12 protein-coding genes and 1 pseudogene are annotated in these 16778 nt (G+C 66.7%); 10 read left to right on the forward strand and 3 right to left on the reverse strand.

From position 1 onward, the window contains the following. Positions 1-158 precede the first annotated feature (158 nt). From ACFYO1_RS34585 to ACFYO1_RS34595, 3 genes are all read left to right on the forward strand, one after another. A complete protein-coding gene (locus ACFYO1_RS34585) occupies positions 159-1400 on the forward strand; it encodes a hypothetical protein (protein WP_387240624.1) in 1242 nt (413 codons plus the stop codon). Between the two features lie 42 nt (positions 1401-1442). Continuing rightward, the gene (locus ACFYO1_RS34590; protein ID WP_387240627.1) at positions 1443-4265 is read left to right on the forward strand and encodes a hypothetical protein; all 2823 of its coding nucleotides are present in this window, start codon (positions 1443-1445) and stop codon (positions 4263-4265) included. A 393-nt stretch (positions 4266-4658) separates the two neighbouring features. Next, a complete protein-coding gene (locus ACFYO1_RS34595) occupies positions 4659-5111 on the forward strand; it encodes a DUF4189 domain-containing protein (protein WP_387240630.1) in 453 nt (150 codons plus the stop codon). A 96-nt stretch (positions 5112-5207) separates the two neighbouring features. On the opposite strand, the pseudogene ACFYO1_RS34600 reads toward ACFYO1_RS34595, so the two are convergent. Next, positions 5208-5558: pseudogene (locus tag ACFYO1_RS34600) on the reverse strand (inner membrane-spanning protein YciB); the annotation flags it as partial. Between the two features lie 308 nt (positions 5559-5866). Here ACFYO1_RS34600 and ACFYO1_RS34605 point away from each other — a divergent pair. The 4 genes from ACFYO1_RS34605 (at position 5867) to ACFYO1_RS34620 (ending at position 12348) form a co-directional block, all read left to right on the forward strand. Next, positions 5867-8827 carry a BTAD domain-containing putative transcriptional regulator gene (locus ACFYO1_RS34605; protein ID WP_387240633.1) on the forward strand — a complete coding sequence of 987 codons (2961 nt, stop codon included), beginning with the start codon at positions 5867-5869 and terminating at the stop codon, positions 8825-8827. A 136-nt stretch (positions 8828-8963) separates the two neighbouring features. After that, a complete protein-coding gene (locus ACFYO1_RS34610) occupies positions 8964-9851 on the forward strand; it encodes a diacylglycerol kinase family protein (RefSeq protein WP_387240636.1) in 888 nt (295 codons plus the stop codon). 84 nt (positions 9852-9935) lie between these two features. Beyond that, positions 9936-11426 (forward strand): aldehyde dehydrogenase family protein, encoded by a 1491-nt coding sequence (locus ACFYO1_RS34615; RefSeq protein ID WP_387240639.1) that lies wholly within the window; start codon positions 9936-9938, stop codon positions 11424-11426. 163 nt (positions 11427-11589) lie between these two features. Beyond that, a complete protein-coding gene (locus tag ACFYO1_RS34620; protein ID WP_387240642.1) occupies positions 11590-12348 on the forward strand; it encodes a ZIP family metal transporter in 759 nt (252 codons plus the stop codon). Positions 12349-12423: 75 nt separating this feature from the next. Here ACFYO1_RS34620 and ACFYO1_RS34625 read toward each other — a convergent pair whose 3' ends face one another. Then, positions 12424-12861: a hypothetical protein gene (locus ACFYO1_RS34625; protein ID WP_387240645.1), complete on the reverse strand. Its 438-nt coding sequence runs from the start codon at positions 12859-12861 to the stop codon at positions 12424-12426. Between the two features lie 110 nt (positions 12862-12971). Continuing rightward, entirely contained in the window at positions 12972-13460 is a 489-nt protein-coding gene (locus ACFYO1_RS34630) for a MarR family winged helix-turn-helix transcriptional regulator (protein WP_387240648.1), read from the reverse strand. Between the two features lie 141 nt (positions 13461-13601). Between ACFYO1_RS34630 and ACFYO1_RS34635 the strand changes: the two genes are divergently transcribed. The 3 genes from ACFYO1_RS34635 (at position 13602) to ACFYO1_RS34645 (ending at position 16684) form a co-directional block, all read left to right on the forward strand. After that, positions 13602-15239, forward strand: coding sequence for a DHA2 family efflux MFS transporter permease subunit (locus ACFYO1_RS34635; protein ID WP_387240651.1), 1638 nt, complete (start codon positions 13602-13604; stop codon positions 15237-15239). 64 nt (positions 15240-15303) lie between these two features. Continuing rightward, positions 15304-16122 (forward strand): class I SAM-dependent methyltransferase, encoded by an 819-nt coding sequence (locus ACFYO1_RS34640; protein WP_387240654.1) that lies wholly within the window; start codon positions 15304-15306, stop codon positions 16120-16122. Positions 16123-16183: 61 nt separating this feature from the next. Beyond that, a complete protein-coding gene (locus tag ACFYO1_RS34645; RefSeq protein WP_387240657.1) occupies positions 16184-16684 on the forward strand; it encodes a TspO/MBR family protein in 501 nt (166 codons plus the stop codon). Positions 16685-16778: the final 94 nt, after the last annotated feature.

Below are 16778 nucleotides of genomic sequence, written 5' to 3' on the forward strand. Positions count from 1 at the left end.
TCGGTTCGTCCCCGGTGGTGGATGTGCGGCCCGGCACCGTCGCGGTCAACTGTGAGTTCCTCGACGTCACGGAGCTGTGGTGGGCGACGTGGGCCGGCCAGGATCGGTTCGGGTGGTATCTGAATCCGGCGTTCGGCGGACGACCGGAGCGGCTGCGGGTGCTGGCCTGGACCAGCGGTGCGGCGCCGATGCTGTGGTTCGTGTCGGTGTCGGACAAGGCGGTCGGCGGCAACGCCGAGACCAGGCCCGCAGCCGAGGCCGGAGCGTCGACGCCCGCATCCCGACCCGGCGCCGACATCGTGTTCTTCCGCGCACCCGCCGGCTTCAATTCATTTCCGTACTCCGCGACCAAGGAGGGGTTCCTCACCTCCCATCCTGCCAAACCGGAGCGGGTCCATGGCATCACCACGATGTTCCACCTCGCGCGGTGGTTGCTGAGACCGCAACCGCCGACCGTGATCGCGGCGGAGGTGGCCCGGGTCAAAACCGCCGGCGGCCTACCTGTGCTGCCCGAACTGATGGGCATGCGACTCGTTCCGAAGACGTCGCCGCCGCCGCGGATAGACCCGCCCGAGCCGCTGGATATGGTCGCCGAGGATGTGCGCTGGGCTTTTCGTCCGGTCGGCGTGGAGGAGGCGTTGCGGCACGCGCCCGCAGAAGACATCGCGGTGCTGCCGCTGGGGTTCGACGGCTTCGGTGAGCTGCCACGTGGTGGATATGCGGCACTTGCCAAGCCCGACTCGCTTGCCCCCGTACTGCGTAGCATCTGGAGCCTGCTCTGGATGCGCGGCGCGGTGCACATCAAGGACACGACGACACCGGCAAGGAACAGTGAGATCTGGCTGCTGGGCAACAGCGGAGCGAATATCTCGATGTCGAACTGTTTGACCAAGAACGCGGCATCGGTCGATCGCTTCATCAGTTGTGACGCAACACCGGCGGAAGCAACGAAAACCGAAGCGGGAAATCTGGTCCCGGCGGTGATTCCGGCGATCAAGAGGGCCACCGAAGTCCGGAAAGGACTGTCGAAGACACTCGAGGTTTTCATGATCACCACGCCGAATATGTGGAACAGCAAGGCCGCCTATGAACATCGGAAAGCTCAGATCAAGGATTCGAAGGCGAGCGTGAGTTATCTACCGGCCGATGCCGAATGGGACGACTACTGGAAGTATCCGCCGACCGCCACGAGCAATCCCTTGCTGTTCGAAGTGCTGTCGAACTGGGACGGCCACGGCCTCGACAAGAGTCACCAGTTCGGCACGGCCCACGGTCGTCAGTTTCTCTTCTGGCACGAATGGTCGGTCGACGGCGGACATCTGGAGCTCGTGCCGAATCCGCCACCGGCCCCGCCGACACCGCGGGTGCGTAGCTGGCTGGAACAAATTCTCCAAATGTGACGCCAAAACATCTGTGGCGCAATAGGTCTCCGGGAGGGTGACATGAAGGTCGATTTCAAGCAATTCGAAGGAACACTGCCCTACGCAGCTCAGCTGTACGGCGTGTACCAGCCACTACTCGGCTGGAAGTCCAAACGGCTGCAACGTCGTTTCGAGCCCGCGCTGAGTTCGGTCGGCGAAGGTGCCCTGGTGCAGACGGCGATCGGCATCGTCCCGGTCATCACCCAGGAGCCGCCGCCGCACTTGACGGCCCAGGGCGGCCCCGTCGACCTGCTGGCGAATCCGCCGAAGGTGTCGCTCGGCACCGCGGCTCCCGCCACGGCAGCGAACGCACCCGATTCGCTGGACAGCGTGTTCGCGAGTCTGATGCGAGACAAGTTGAAGCCGTTCAAGCGCGGCGACGTGGCCCAATGGCGTCCGCTGTTCGCGGCCGAGCAGTTGCAGAAGGTCCTCGACGAGGCGACGACGAAAGTGACCACCGCCCATCTGACGGCTGTCCGGGCACTCGACCGAGTGGCGCCGGCGGACGCGGAGTCCGACAACGCCTTGCTGCTGAACAAGCTCAGCCGCGAATCGGTGGTCGCGGGTTCGGTGCACGCGCTGAATCAGACCGATCAGGTGAAAGCCCTCGGCCAGCTCTTCTTCGCCGATCCCGACCAGACCGTTGCCGCGAAAGACGTCAGCGGTCTGTTCGATCCGCTGCAAACGCTCGACCCGACCAACGGCGGCATATCACGAGTGTCGTTGTCGCCGATCGGCATCGTGCATCTGTTCCGTCAGTACTTCTTCGAGTTCGCGTCCTTTCTCGGGACGCCGGTGCAGCACGTGTGGCTGAGCCCGGGTGGCACCGTCGAACTGGTCGAGGTGGCGACCCGCAAGACGACAGTGGAGAAATTCACCGAAACCGCGCTGGAGCAGATTCAGAAGACCGATACCTCGACCACCACACAGGACGAATTGTCCGACGCGGTGCGCGAGGAAAACCAGCAGAACACCAAGCTCGGCGTCGGTGTCACGGCGTCGGCGAGCGGCGGGGTCGGTGCGGTGTTCACCGCGCAGGGCAGCACCAGCCTGAACTTCGAACTCGACACGTCGCTGAAGCAGGCGAAAGAGCAAACGCACAAGCAGACCCGGCAGCAGACCCAGGCGACGTCGAGTCAGATCAAGAGCAGCTTCAAATCCACGCTGCGGGTGGTCACCGAGAACACCGACACCAGCAGCAAGCGCTACGTACTTCAGAACACCACGAACAAACTGGTGAACTACGAGTTGCGGCGCAAGATGCGTCAGGTCGGGGTGCAGTTGCAGGACTTGGGCACCCAGTTGTGCTGGCAGACCTACGTCGACGATCCCGGCGCGGAACTCGGGATCGCGAAACTGGTGCACATCGCCGAGCCGCCGGACCTGAGCCGAGTGCAGGCGCCGCAGTTGATTCCGGCGCCGCAGCCGGAGGTGCTCGGCACCCCGGTGTCGCTGAATGTCGAATGGTTCTTCGAGGATCGCAAGTACGGCTTCGTCGGCATCGGCGGAACGTTGCAGCTGGTGCCGCCGCAGACCGGATACATTCTCGACCGGGCCGAGGTCGTGGTCACCTCGGGGGAGCACTGGGCGTGGGGCTACAAGAATCGTGACGTCCAGCAGATCGACGACGGTGCGGGTGGCAAGGAGGCCAGCGTCACCTCGATCGACGTCGGCGTGACGACGGCGCCCGGTGGTCTGGAAACCGATGACCACCCGAAGTTCACGCTGCAGGTCACCCCGATCTGGCGGCCCTCGAAGAAGCTGGTCCTCGATGTGACCGCGAAGAACAACGCAAAACTCGCCGAGGTCGACGCGGAGAAGACGCGCCTGGCGCAGGAGGCCTACATCACCGCCGCGCAGGACCGGGTGAAGGCGGCAAGCAATATCACGCCACGGGCTTATACCGACCTGCGCGAGGAGGAGCGGATCGTGGTGTTCCGCAACCTGATTCGGCAACTCACCAAGGAGGTCGGCCTCGACGCGGAGCAGCCACAGGTGCGCCACGTGGTGGCCGAGCTGATCCAGGCAATGTTCGATACCGACTCCATGCTGTATTTCGTCGCCCCCGAGTGGTGGATCCCGCGGGCGCGGCAACTCAAGATCTTCAACTGGACGATCTCCGAAAAGTCGCCCCAGGACGTCGGTTTGGGTACGGCCTTCCCCGACTTCGACAAGAAGCAGACGGTGTCTTGGGGCGGCGCCAACGCCAATCGACCCGACAATTACTACATCACAGGCGATTCCACGCCCGCACGGCTCGGCAGCTCGCTCGGCTGGGTTCTGCAGCTCGACGGGGACAACTCGCGCAACGCGTTTCTCAACGCGCCGTGGGTGAAGGCCGTCGTGCCGGTGCGGCCGGGGCGTGAGCTGGACGCGGTGAACTGGTTGCAGCGCAACGCGGTCGAGGGCACCGATGGGCTCGACGATCTGTATCAGGCGGGCACCCCGGCAGCCGCACAACTGGTGCTCAACGCGCTGAAGGAGTACCCGTGGCCCGCCGGGAGCCCGCAGCGGCAGCGATACGACCGGATCACCGCGGCGGAGCTGACGATTCGCGACGCGATCTCGTACCTGGCGATAAAGATCAACGCGAAATACCAGCTGTCCTTACAAAAGGTTCGAGACCAGGAAGACCCGACGGTCAGCTATCTGCCTACCGACAAGGTGTACGAGACCGGATTCGACCATCTGCAAGGAGGTTTCGAGGCGTCGGGGTCCAAGCCGTTCGCGGTGTTCGATCAATGGATCGAGGTCATGCCGACCGAACAGATCGTCGCCGTCGAGGTCAAGTACGACCCGAAGACCGGCCAGCAACTGCCGCCCGACCCGTTCCCGGTTGCGTAGTCGCAGTGCCCGCACGTCTGGCCAGGCTCGCCCGAGCCTGGCCAGAGGTGCGGTAACGACCTGGGCGCCACCGGATTCCGCAATGTCGAACGCGCGCAACAACTATCGCAGCCGACTTGCTCCGTACCGCTGTGCACGAGGTGGCGCAGGCGCTGAAGTAGCGCATTCCCGAACGGCAGCGGCCGAACGCCGATCGATGCAGGCACTGCGCAGGCACCCAGGGCGGGTTGCTGTGAATGACATGCCTGAGCTATTCGGTGCCACCCCGCGCCGAGAATCGGACAGTCGGCGGGGATGGTGATTCTTGGGGCGAATAGGTCGGCGGGGTAGTTGTCGGCGATGATTCGTGACGTTCTGTCTGCCTGTTCACGGAGGAAGTACTTGAGGAAGTTCATGGGTAAGGCGCTCGTCGCGGTGGCGGCGGTCGGTCTTGCGGGTGGGTCGGTGCTGGGCGCCGGGTCGGCCAACGCGGTCGATTCGACGGACGGGACCAGTCTTTTCGGTGCGATCGCCTTCAGCGAGGAGGAGTGGTTCTACGGCACCAGTGTCGATGCGGTGAGTGCCGAGGCAGCAATTACCGAGGCGCTGGACAACTGTAATTGGAGTGGCGCCGCCGATTGCGCTGTCTTGGTGACCTGGGCCGACGGCTGTGGTGCGCTGGTCTATATCGATGACCAAGCGATGTACGGCGTCGGCACGGGTGCGGGCCCCGACCGTTCGACCGCGCTGTTCGCGGCGCACACCAGCCTGGGTCGCTACTACCCGCGGGCGCTGCTGGCCAATGTCGGATCCGCGGACCTCGCGGGGACCGGAGTCACCGAGGTGCTCTGCACCGCCAACGTGTAACTCGACGCGGCGGTCCGAGGGAAATTCCGCCTGCGGCAATCGATTTCCCTCGGACGTCCGCGCCGAGTGCCGTCCGCGGTGTTCGTTTGCCCGTTGTCAGGCAACGGATTCGCGTGGTCGGCGATACCGGCGCAGCCAGCCGAACATGATCGATGCGAATGCCGCGGTCAGGCATGCCGGGCCGAAAAGCCGGTATACGACCCATACTTCGGTGGACAGGCTATAGGCGACAACCACATTGACGACGCCCAGGATCGCCAGGTGGCCGATGGTGATCGTTTGCAGGCGAGACCAGATCTCCGCGGGCGCGCTGAGCCATCTGCCCAGTGCCGCATGCATGACGTTCGCGCCCCACCCCAGCTGTGAGGCGATCAGTACTCCCGCGCACAACCAGTAGAACGCGCTGGGTCGCCACTTGAAGAAGATCGGGTCCCGGAACAGCACGGTGAGGCCGCCGAGCTATGTTGAAGCCCCACTTCACTATTCGGCGTGACATCGGCGAGAGTCGATCCGGCCGGCCGGTCGCCGGCGTCACCGGGTCGCCGGGAACAGCCGCGGTGCCGCTCGGCTGACCATCCTGCATGAAGTCGAACTCCTCTCGGGCGGCTCGCCTCCACGATCACCCCGATCATCGAGCCGCGGAGGCGAGTGTATGGACTCACCCGGAACGGAAAATCATCCTCGAGGACGATTCGGGGATGATTCCCGGCCGCCGGCGCATCGGGTCACCGACGGTTCGTAGGATGGGTCATCCTATGTTTGAGACCGAAAGATCGACCGACGCCGCGGACGTGCGGTTCACTGTGCTGGGCCGGGTCACCATCCGTCGCGGCGGCGCTACCGCGGTGTCCGAACGCCCGCGGACCCAGGCGGTGCTGGCCGCGCTGTTGTTCGCCGCAGGCAGGCCGCTGACCGCCGCTCAACTGGTGGATGCGGTCTGGGGTGCGGATCGACCCGCCGACGCCGTCGCCTCGCTGCGCTCGCACGTGCGATTGTTGCGCAAGGTCGTCGAGCCCGACCGTGCTCCCCGCACCGCCTCGATACTCGTATCGATCGGCGATGGCTACGAGCTGCGTGTGCCACGCTCGGCCGTGGACGCCGGTCGGGCCGAAGCGCTGGCCGAGGCCGCGGAAACCGCGCGGAAGACCGGAGATTTCGCGCACGCGCACAGCCTGCTGGGACGGGCGCTGGAGCTGTGGCGCGGCGAAGTGCTCGCCGGCGTGCCGGGACCGCTGGCCGCCCAGCAGCGACGGCGCCTGTCCGAGCTGCGCGCCGATCTGCTCGAATCCCGCCTGGAACTCGACCTGCGGCTGGGCCGCCATGATCAGGTGGTCGGCGAATTGGCCGCCGCCGGTACCGAATTCCCGTTTCGCGAGCACTTGCGCGGACTGTGGATGACGGCGCTGTATCGCTGCGGGCGACGCAGCGAGGCGCTGGCGGTGTACACCCAGACCCGCGCGATGTTGGTCGACGAACTCGGTATCGAACCCGGCCCGGAATTGGCGGCCCTGCACCGTGGCATCCTCGAGGACGACCTGCCGCCTGCCGCGACGCTGCTCGGTGCGGCAGGCACCGTATCCGTCGCACCCGCCGACGTACGCCCCGCGCAGCTCCCCAGAGGGATCGCGGACTTCACCGGACGCGAGACGGTGGCGCACGAATTGTGCGCCATCCTGACCGATTTCGCGGCCTCGCCGCCCGTGGTGGTGCTCACCGGAATGGGCGGCGTAGGAAAGACGACCCTGGCCACCCATATCGCTCGCCAGGTCCGCACCCGGTTTCCCGACGGTCAGCTCTACGCTGACCTACGCGGCATGGACGACAGCCCGGCCGACCCGGCAGCGGTACTGGCATCGTTCCTGCGCGCCCTGGCCGTGCCCGACAGCGACATTCCACGGACAGCGGCCGAACGGGCGGGACTGCTCCGCGGACTCCTGACCGGTCGTCGGATGCTGCTCGTTCTCGACAACGCCGGCAACCTCGACCAGGTGACTCCCTTGCTGCCCGGCGAGCCCGGATGCGCGGTCTTGATCACCAGCCGTGCGGTGCTGGTTCCGCTGCCGGACGCCACGATCCGCCACTTGGACGTGCTGTCGGACACCGAGGCACGAAACCTCCTGAGCCGCATAATCGGTGCGCAGCGCACCGCCGCGGAGCCCGAGGCGGCGCAGTCCATCGTCGACGCTTGCGCCCACCTTCCGCTGGCCATCCGCATCATCGGTGCGCGCCTGGCGGCCCGGCCGCACTGGAGTGTCGCCACGGTCGCGGCACGGCTGGCCGACGAACAACGACGACTCGCCGAATTGCGCTGTGGCGATCTCGCGGTGGACGCCAGTTTCACCGTCGGCTACCGGTTACTGGATCCGGCCGGCGCACGAGCCTTCGTCATGCTGGCGGCACCGACCGTACCGGACCTTCCGGTCGCCGCCGCGGCCGCGATCCTCGGCATCGACGACGACGCGGCGACGGGCATCTGCGACTCGCTGGTCGATCTCGGTTTGTTGCAGTCCACCGCGCCCGATCGCTTCAGCTATCACGATCTGTTGCGTCTGTTCGCCAGGGCGGTCGCACCGGACGGTGACCGCGAACAGATCCTCACCCGCCTGCTCGACTTCTACCTCGCCACGGCGAAAAACGTTACCCGCCATCGCAATCCGGGACACCGCCTCGACTACATACCGGCCACGAACCACGTCGGCCGTCCTATCGTCACCGAAGCCGAGGCACACCGGTGGCTCGGCGACGAACGCTCCACCGTGATCGCCCTGCATGGTCAGATCGCCGCGAATCACCCCGGTTTGATGCCTACCGCCGTGAATGTCGCGTTGCTGATGGCCACCGGCATCGATGCCTCGGCCGAGTCCGGTCAGCTCGCCGAGGCACTCCGGCAGTTACTCGCCGTAGCCGAACGACTCGGCGATCAAGACAGCGAGGCGCGGGTTCGCCTGGCACTCGGGCTGGTGCTGGCCTTGGATCTCGGTCGCGGCGAGGAAGCGGTGACCGTGCTCGAGAGGGCAGGAAAACTCTTGCGGCCCAACGGAAACACGATGTTGCTGGCATTCGTCGAGCACGTGCTCGGGGCAGCCGAGTTGAGCACCGGGAACATGATCGACGCTGTCGCGCACAACGGGGCGGCCGCCGCGATCTTCCGCGACCTGGGCGATGCCGCCTGGGAGGGGTGGGCGTGCGCCACCCTGGCCGACAGATGCGGTGACACCGCGCAATGGGATCGAGCCGTCGAAACAGCCCAGCGGGCACTGCGATTGGCCGCCGAACTGGGGGGCGCCCCTTTCGAGTCTCTGGCGCTCGGGCAATTGGGACGGGTGGCGATACTGCGGGACAACGATCCCGAGCGGGCGATGGCGCTCTGCGCGGAGGCGGTCCGGGTGGCCCGCTTACATGAACGCCGGCTGTATCTGGGCTGGGCGCTGTATCGACTCGGCGAGGTCGCGCTGTACTGCGGCCGGTTCACCGCGGCCGAGATCGCCGCCGCCGAGGCGGTGCGGATTCTGACTGAAACGACCGACCCTATCCGGCGTGACCACGCCCTGCACTTCCAAGCCAGAGCGGTCGCCGCGCAGGGGCGCGCGGCAGAGGCGGCCGAACTCGGTGCGGACATCGCGGAGTCGTCGAGTCTGCTAAGCCGAACGCTTCCCCGGCCGGATCGGTTCGCCGTCCATTCCCCGGCGCCGGAGGTCGAACCGACGCGGTCCTGACCGGCCATGCGAGCCCGGCGGGGCACATTGCCGCAGGTGAGGCCTCTGTTCATTCTCGGCTCATCGGTTGCTCGAGCAGCCTGCGCAAGATCGGATCGGCAAGCACGTCGCATCGTCCGATCGGAGTACCACCGCAATGAGCCCCCTGTCCGTTCGCAGCGCGGCAGCCGGCGTCGCATCCATCGATCTGGTCACCTACCCCTGTTCGGAATGGGGGCGAGGGCTGCCGGAGACGGTGCGGGCCGCGCACTATCTGGCTGAGCGCGGTATCCGGGTGCGGCAAATTCGCGGCGCGTCGTTCGAGAGTTCGATCCAGCTCCTGCGCGAGCGTCTCGCCGGGCCGCATCGACCGGACGCCGTGGTCTGCGTGGGCGGCGACGACCTGATCGCGGTCGCTCTACAGGCGACCGCTATCACCGGGACACCGCTGGGGTTGCTGCCGCTCGGCCGGAACAATCGACTCGCTACCGCGCTGGGTATTCCGTCGGATGACCCCCGCGCGGCCGCCGAGATCGTGCTCGCGGGCCGCCGGCGCGGTATCGACCTCGGCGTGATCGGGTCCGGCTCGGACACCGCGACACCGATTCCGGCACGATGGTTCGCCACCGCCGTGCATGCCGCCGCAGGTGGTGTCGCGGTCGGCCGCCACCGCCACAGGTGGCCGCGCGTCGAGCCCGAACTCGAGTCGTTCCGGCTCGAAATGTCCTGTGCGAGTGGCGGTTCCCCGGTCGTCATCGAGGCCTGCGCGGTGCTGGTGACGGTGGGCCGCGGCCGTACCCGACTCGCAGACGGGCTGCTCGAAATCACCGCGATCGGTACGGTGGCCCACCGTGCGTCCGCGCGATTGTTCGCTGCTCTCGCCGCCGGGCGGCCAGTGGTCCATCCCGCTGTCAGTCGCTACCGCGCCGCGGCCGTCACGGTGGGCGCGCCGGGAGTCGATGTGGCGGCGGACGGTGTCCTGCTGGGCCGATTGCCGGTGACTATCCGGACTGTTGTCGCGGCCCAGACCGTGCTGGCCCCGTGAACTCGACTGGCGGGTCGCGCGGCCCGCCCGCCTTTCCCGTTTCGAGTGCACCTCTGAATTCGTTGAAAGACAAGGAATCCCATCATGACTGCCAGCGTGCAGCCGGAACTGCTGACCTCGTTCGACCCGGCGACGGGCAAAGCGCTGACTACCTACCGTGTCGATGACGAAGACGCGGTACGCGCGGCCGTCGCCACCGCCCGCGCGGCCGCCGCGATGTGGAGTGAACTCAGCTTCGCCGCCCGCAGAAAACATCTCCTGCGCTGGTCCAGTCTGCTGGTCGCGAAGTCGGCGGAACTGTGCGACCTGATCCACATCGAGACCGGCAAGCCTCGCGGGGACGCCTTCCTGGAGTTGCTGCTCGCCCTCGAACACACCGCGTGGGCCGCGAAGAACGCCGCCCGGGTGCTGCGGCCGCGGAGCGTGCGGACCGGTGCGTTGATGGCCAACTTCTCGGCCGCGGTCGAGCAGCGGCCGCTGGGCGTCGTCGGGGTGATCGGTCCGTGGAACTATCCGCTGTACACGCCCAACGGGTCCATCGCCTACGCCCTGGCCGCCGGCAACACCGTGGTGTTCAAGCCCAGTGAGCACACCACCGGCGTCGGAAATCTCCTGGCGGCGACCTTCGCGCAGGCGAATCCGGAACTGCCCGAAGGCATTTTCACCACCGTCAACGGTTACGGTGCGACCGGCGCCGCGCTGGTCGCCTCCGGGGTGGACAAGATCGCCTTCACCGGCTCGACCGCCACGGGCAAGCGCATCATGGCCGCCGCCGCGGACACCCTGACCCCGGTGCTGCTGGAGTGCGGCGGCAAGGACGCGGTGATCATCGCCGCCGACGCTGATCTGCCGGCCGCCGCCGACGCGGTCGCCTTCGGCGCGACCAGCAACAGTGGTCAGACCTGCATCGGGGTCGAGCGCGTCTATGTCCTCCGGCCGGTAGCCGAGCAATTCCTGGCCGAACTCACCGCAGTTCTGGCCGACGTGCGACCCGGTATCGGCGCGGCGGCCGCCTATGGCCCGATGACGCTGCCCGGCCAGCTCGCGGTGGTGCGCCGGCATGTCGAGGACGCGCTGGCGCACGGCGGCACCCTCGTGCTCGGCGGTCCGGAGTCGATCAAACCGCCCTATGTCGAGCCGGTGGTGCTGGTGGATGTCGATGAGAGTTCCGCCGCGGTATGCGAGGAAACCTTCGGCCCCATCATTACCGTGCGCACCGTCGACAGCATCGATGAGGCGGTGCGGCTGGCCAACAACAGTGGGTACGGCTTGGGTTCGGCTGTTTTCTCGCGTCGGCACGGCCGCGCCATCGCCCGTCGACTGCGAGTCGGCGCGACCTCGGTCAACTCGGTGGCGGGCTTCGCCGCGATTCCCGCGCTGCCGTTCGGTGGCGTCGGCGACTCCGGGATCGGGCGAATTCACGGTGACGCCGGGCTGCTCGAGTTCTCCCGGGCGCATTCGATAGCGGTGCAACGATTTTCGCTACCGGGCGCCGAACTGCTGTCCTATCGTCGCTCCGAGCGCACTTTACGGCTGTTGAGTACGGTGGTGCGGCTGGTGCACGGTCGCAGGTAGGGCGAGGTCTTCAGGGGCGACGCGGACATCCGCGGTCGATCTCGCGTCGTCTTCTCCGTGTGCCGCGATCCGCGCCGGTCGCACGGCTTCTGATTGGTTTGGGGGCGGTGGGCTATCCCGGGTGAGGGTTCCCGCGCGCAGGGCGGGGCAGTGAGGAGTTGTGGTGTTGTCCGGTGTGTGGGAAGCGGGAGGGTGGGGGCTGCTGGCCGGATCGGCGCTGTTGGCCGGCGCGGCGGTCGGCTATGTCGGCCGGATACCGACGCGCATGGTCGCGGCGATCATGGCGTTCGGCAGCGGCGTGCTGTTGTCGGCGGTGTCGTTCGAGCTGATCGCCGAGGCCCACGACCGAGGCGGCATGGTGCCCACCGCGATCGGCGCGGTCGGTGGCGCGATCATCTACACCGGCGCGAATCTCGTGCTGGCCGCGCGTGGGGCGCGGCATCGCAAACGCTCCGGCGACCAGCAACCCGCCGAAAGCGAGCAAGCCGGTTCGGGGACCGCGATCGCACTGGGCGCCTTGCTCGACGGCGTGCCGGAGTCGATCGTGATCGGCACCAGCCTGCTCGGCGGTGGCACGGTGAGCGCGGTCACCGTCGCCGCGGTCTTCATCAGCAATGTGCCCGAAGGACTTTCGAGTGCGTCCGGGATGCGGCGTGCGCGCCGGAGCCGGAGATATGTCTTCGGGCTGTGGGGTGCGATCGCCGTCATCAGCGCGGTTTCGGCGATGCTCGGCTACGGGCTGCTGGGCGAGGCATCGCCGGCGCTGCTGGCCGCGATCACCGCCTTGGCCGGCGGTGCGATCTTGACCATGATCGCCGACACGATGATCCCCGAGGCCTTCGACGACGCTCAGCTGATGATCGGCCCGATCACCGTCGCCGGGTTCCTGAGTGCGTTCGCCCTGTCCCACCTCGGCCACTGACCGCGGCCAGGGCGACTTGCTCTGTGTGGCAGCGTTTCTCGGCGAAGGTCGACGATGTCCGCCGGGCGCTTGGATCTAGCGATGTCGCTGATACGAATTGCGTGAGTGCCGTAGTGCCGGAAGCGATGTCCGGCGGTGGCGTCGTTTTCGCGCCGGCGCGGAGCAACTGTGCACCAGAGGTAGCTCGCGCAGATCCGGCAGCGCTAGGCGAGCGGCGACAAGGTCACTGAATCGCGTGCATTTCCCCTCGAATTCGCGGTGCTGGACACCCAGCTCATAGAGTTCGGCGAGAGCTCCCAGCATCTCATGGTGTTCGGGTCGACTCACGCACACCGCATCGGTGCCCGGCTCGGCCAGCCATAGCCGCACGTTCTCGTGTGCGACGATCAGGCGAACCAGGGCCGAGAAAGCCGACGAGCGGTTGCGTCCGAGTCGGACATCGGCGAGGAAGGCCGCCATCCGCTGGTCTTGCCGCGCGAGTAATGCTGCGACGTGTTTTGTGGGATCGGTCATGTCCACAAACCCTTTGTCCTGCTGTCGGTTCCTTTCTGTCCGGCTATACCCGCGCACGGAGTCGGCAACCGGAACGGCTACGGAGGTTCGGTCGATTGACGAGGTCGGGTTCATTCTCGGTTTTCGCGGGGAGGAAGCGGTTCGGCCAGTAGGTCACGCAACGTCAGGTGGACTTCGTGCAGAAAACTGCTGATCTCGCCCAATTGCGCTACGGAGTATCGGTCCATGACTCGGATGAGGCGGGCCGAGAGCGGGTCGAAGAACTCGTGCGCGACTGCGGCGGCTTGTCCGCCGGTGTGCAGCAACACCTTTCGGCCATCTTGCCCCTCTCGGCTGCGGCGGATGTAACCCGCGCTCTCGAGTCGGTTGAGCATGTTGGACGTGGCGCCGGGGGACAGGTGGATCCGCTTGGCGAGCGCGGCGGGGGTCAGCGGTTGCCCGAGCAGTTCTTGGTTGGCGATCTCGGCCAGGGCATTCGCGTCGCTCGCGTGCAGCGACAGCCAGCCGGCGAAGGCGCGGCGCAGATTCTCGTAGTCCACGGCGTGGCGGCGTAAGCCGTCGATCAGTTGCTGTTCCAGCCGCTCGCGGTCGTCGGTCACTGCCGTCTCCTTCGTCGTGCTGGGTGACCAGGCCACTTGCTTTCACGGTGAAACGACCTTAGCATCGGCAAAAGTTGTTTCACCGTGAAAATAGTTTGCGGTGTGATTCTTGGATTCGAGGGCGAAAGGGGTCGACGGCGCATGACGGACGAAGGCCGGTCGGCCATCCGGCGATGGCTGGGATTGGTGGCCATCTCGCTGGGGGTGGCCCTGATCGTGGTGGACACCACCATCGTGAATGTCATCCTGCCCTCCATCATCGAAGAACTCGGTGTGACCTCGGTGCAAGGTCAGTGGGTGCAGGAGTCGTACGCGGTGATCTTCGCGGCCTTGCTGCTGGTCGCCGGGCGGGTCGCCGATCTGGTCGGCGCACGCAGGATCTTCCTCATCGGCATCGCGTGCTTCGGGCTCACCAGCCTGCTGGCCGGAACGGCGGACAGCGGCACGGTACTCGTCCTCGCCCGTTTCCTGCAGGGCGCCGCCGCGGCGCTGATCCTGCCCACCTCGTTGTCGCTGCTGAATCAGACCTTCACCGGCAAGGACCGCAACCAGGCCTTCACCGTGTGGGGTTCGACCATCGGCATCGCCACCGCCATCGGGCCGCTGCTGGGCAGCTGGCTGGCCGAACATCTTTCCTGGCGTTGGGCATTCGGGATCAACATCCCGTTGACCGTGGTGGTGTGCGCGGGTGCGCTGGTGTTGCTGGAGCCGTCGAAGCGGCAACCCGGTCGAGTCGATGTCCTCGGCGCGGTGGCGTCGGTGGTCGGCTTGGGTTCGGCGGCATTCGGATTGGTGCAGAGCCGCACCTACGGCTGGGGTGCCACCCTGGCTCCGGTGGAGGTGGCGGGATGGCACTGGAGTAGTGGTCCTTCCCCGGCGCTGGTCGCCCTGGCCGTCTCGGCTGTTGTGCTGGGGGCGTTCGTGTTTCGCCAGATTCGGCTCTCCTCCGGTAACCATCGCGTGCAGCCCCTGGTGGACGTGGGACTGTTCACGATCGCGTCGTTTCGCAACGGCAATCTCGCCAGTGCGGTCATCGCACTCGGTGAGTTCGGCCTGGTGGCGGTGTTGCCGTTGTGGTTGCAGTTCACGCTCGGCTACAGCGCGGTCGAGACCGGCCTGACCGTGCTCGCCATCGCGGTCGGCGGATTTCTGGCCAGTGGGATCAGTTACCCACTGTCGGATCGCCTTTCGCCGCTGGCGATGCTGCGGATCGGTCTGGTCCTGGAGGGCGTCGGTTTGATCGTCCTGGCGGCGGCCTCGACGATCGACGCGCCGTGGTGGCACCTCGGCGTACCGCTGGCCGGATACGGTGTCGGCGTCGGATTCGCGACAGCCCAGGTGACGAACGTGGTCCTGGCCGAGGTTCCGGCCGATCGCGCGGGGCAGGGATCGGGCGTGCAGAGCGCCTTCCGGCAGCTCGGCTCTGCCCTCGGCATTGCCGTCCTGACCACCGTATTCTTCACCACGCTGAATTCTGGCCTGCGAGAAAGGCTCTCGGACTCGGGTCAGCCCGCCGGCACGGTCGACCAGCTCGCTCAGGCGGTCACCGACAGCGCCGGCGCCGCGATCGGACCGCTCGGGCAGAACCCGCAGACCGCCGCCGTCGCCGATGCCGCCCGGCAAGCGATGACCGACGCCATCGCCTGCACCGGCTATCTGGCCGCAGGTTTCGTGCTGCTCGGCGTGGTGGCGACCTTCCTGATCCCGCATCCACGCGCGAGCGCGGACGGCGCCGCATCCGAAGGCAAGTCGGAAAGGTTTGCGGGCAAACAGAATTGACACCTTCAATCGCCTACACGACGGAAAGGTCATCGTGCAACCAGGACAACCGAGCCGGACTGCGATGAGCGCCGCGCAAGGACGTGCGCTACATCAGAGCTCCGATCACCCACGAGTGTTCACCGACCCCTTGGCGGTACCGCTCGCCAAGGCGGCACACAGCGCGCTGGGCGAAGCCGCCGGGGATACCGAGGTCCCGCTGGAGGCACGGCTGTTCCTGGCCATGCGCCATCGCTTCGCCGAGGACACGCTCGCGCGCCGGGCCGATGGTCTCGCGCAGGTCGTAGTACTCGGGGCGGGACTGGACACCTTCGGATTGCGTAACCCCTACCCAGGCGTCGTCGTCTACGAAGTCGACCATCCGGACACCCAGGCCTGGAAACGGCAGCGAATCACCGACGCCGGGATCGAGGTGCCCGACTCGCTGCGCTTCGTCGCCGTCGATTTCGAATCCGACTCGTTGCCGGACCGACTGTGCGCCGCCGGATTCGATGCCGCGGCGCCGACCTTCTTCCTCTGGCTCGGCGTTGTGCAATACCTGAGCGATGCCGCGCTCGACGCGACGCTGCGATTCATCGCCGAACGTCCCGCTCCGACCTCTGTGGTAATCGACTACGGCGAGCCCCCCTCGGCGTTGCCACCTCGGCGCCGGGCAATGGTGGAGGTACTCGCCACGATCATGGAAGGCATCGGTGAACCATGGTTGTCGTTGTTCACCGCGAACGAAATCGCCGACAGGCTAGCCGGTTTCGGCCTGAAGGTGGTCGAGGACCTGGACTGGCCGGCCATGATCGAGCGCTTCGTCCCCGGCAGCACCGCCGAGGATCAGGTCGGCGCGCACGTCCTGCTCGCCGAGCGCGTCGGCAGCAGTGCGCACCCGTGACGACTGCAGCTCAGCGGGTACTGCGGCACGGTCAGCGATTTCAATCTCCGAAAGAGGGGTTATGAATACTTCGGCAGCGCAGCCGGTCACCCGCGGGTGGCCATCGCGGCGGAATCTGATCGAGACCGGCACCGAGGTCGTGGCCGCGGCCGTCGCCGGTTCGCTGGCCACCGGACCTGGCTCGCGGTGGTACCAGCGCCTCGACAAGCCCGGTTTCCAGCCGCCCGGGGCGGTGTTCCCGATCGCTTGGACATTGCTGTACGGCGATGTCGCGGTGACAACCGCGCGGGCCCTCGATCGAGCCGACAGGTTGGATGCGCGAGCGCTGCGTCGCGCTCTGGCGGTGAATCTGGCGCTCAATGCCGGCTGGAGTTGGATGTTCTTTCGCGCGCACCGCCTTCGAGCGGCGACCGCGCTGTCGGCAGCGCTGACGGTGAGCAGCGCCGATCTCGCTCGGCGAGTCATTGCCGAGGATCGAGCAGGATGGGCATTGAGCGCGTATCCCCTCTGGTGCGGGTTCGCGACGGCGTTGTCGGCGAGTCTGTGGAGACGCAATCGTTGATGATGCCGGAGTAGCGGCAGGCCATCGCGACGTTGCCGGTGACTTCCGCGACATGAAGAAGGACCGCGAGGTGTGGAGGCACCTCGCGGTCCTT

This window comes from Nocardia sp. NPDC006044 (assembly GCF_042871115.1).
Lineage (GTDB): Bacteria > Actinomycetota > Actinomycetes > Mycobacteriales > Mycobacteriaceae > Nocardia.

What these genes read in the sequence shown, in the direction of transcription:
- ACFYO1_RS34590 (WP_387240627.1), top strand. Translation starts at nt 1,443, where the DNA reads ATGAAGGTCGATTTCAAGCAATTCGAAGGAACACTGCCCTACGCAGCT.
- ACFYO1_RS34595 (WP_387240630.1), top strand. Translation starts at nt 4,659, where the DNA reads ATGGGTAAGGCGCTCGTCGCGGTGGCGGCGGTCGGTCTTGCGGGTGGG.
- ACFYO1_RS34605 (WP_387240633.1), top strand. Translation starts at nt 5,867, where the DNA reads ATGTTTGAGACCGAAAGATCGACCGACGCCGCGGACGTGCGGTTCACT.
- ACFYO1_RS34610 (WP_387240636.1), top strand. Translation starts at nt 8,964, where the DNA reads ATGAGCCCCCTGTCCGTTCGCAGCGCGGCAGCCGGCGTCGCATCCATC.
- ACFYO1_RS34615 (WP_387240639.1), top strand. Translation starts at nt 9,936, where the DNA reads ATGACTGCCAGCGTGCAGCCGGAACTGCTGACCTCGTTCGACCCGGCG.
- ACFYO1_RS34625 (WP_387240645.1), bottom strand. Translation starts at nt 12,861, where the DNA reads ATGACCGATCCCACAAAACACGTCGCAGCATTACTCGCGCGGCAAGAC.
- ACFYO1_RS34635 (WP_387240651.1), top strand. Translation starts at nt 13,602, where the DNA reads ATGACGGACGAAGGCCGGTCGGCCATCCGGCGATGGCTGGGATTGGTG.
- ACFYO1_RS34640 (WP_387240654.1), top strand. Translation starts at nt 15,304, where the DNA reads ATGAGCGCCGCGCAAGGACGTGCGCTACATCAGAGCTCCGATCACCCA.
- ACFYO1_RS34645 (WP_387240657.1), top strand. Translation starts at nt 16,184, where the DNA reads ATGAATACTTCGGCAGCGCAGCCGGTCACCCGCGGGTGGCCATCGCGG.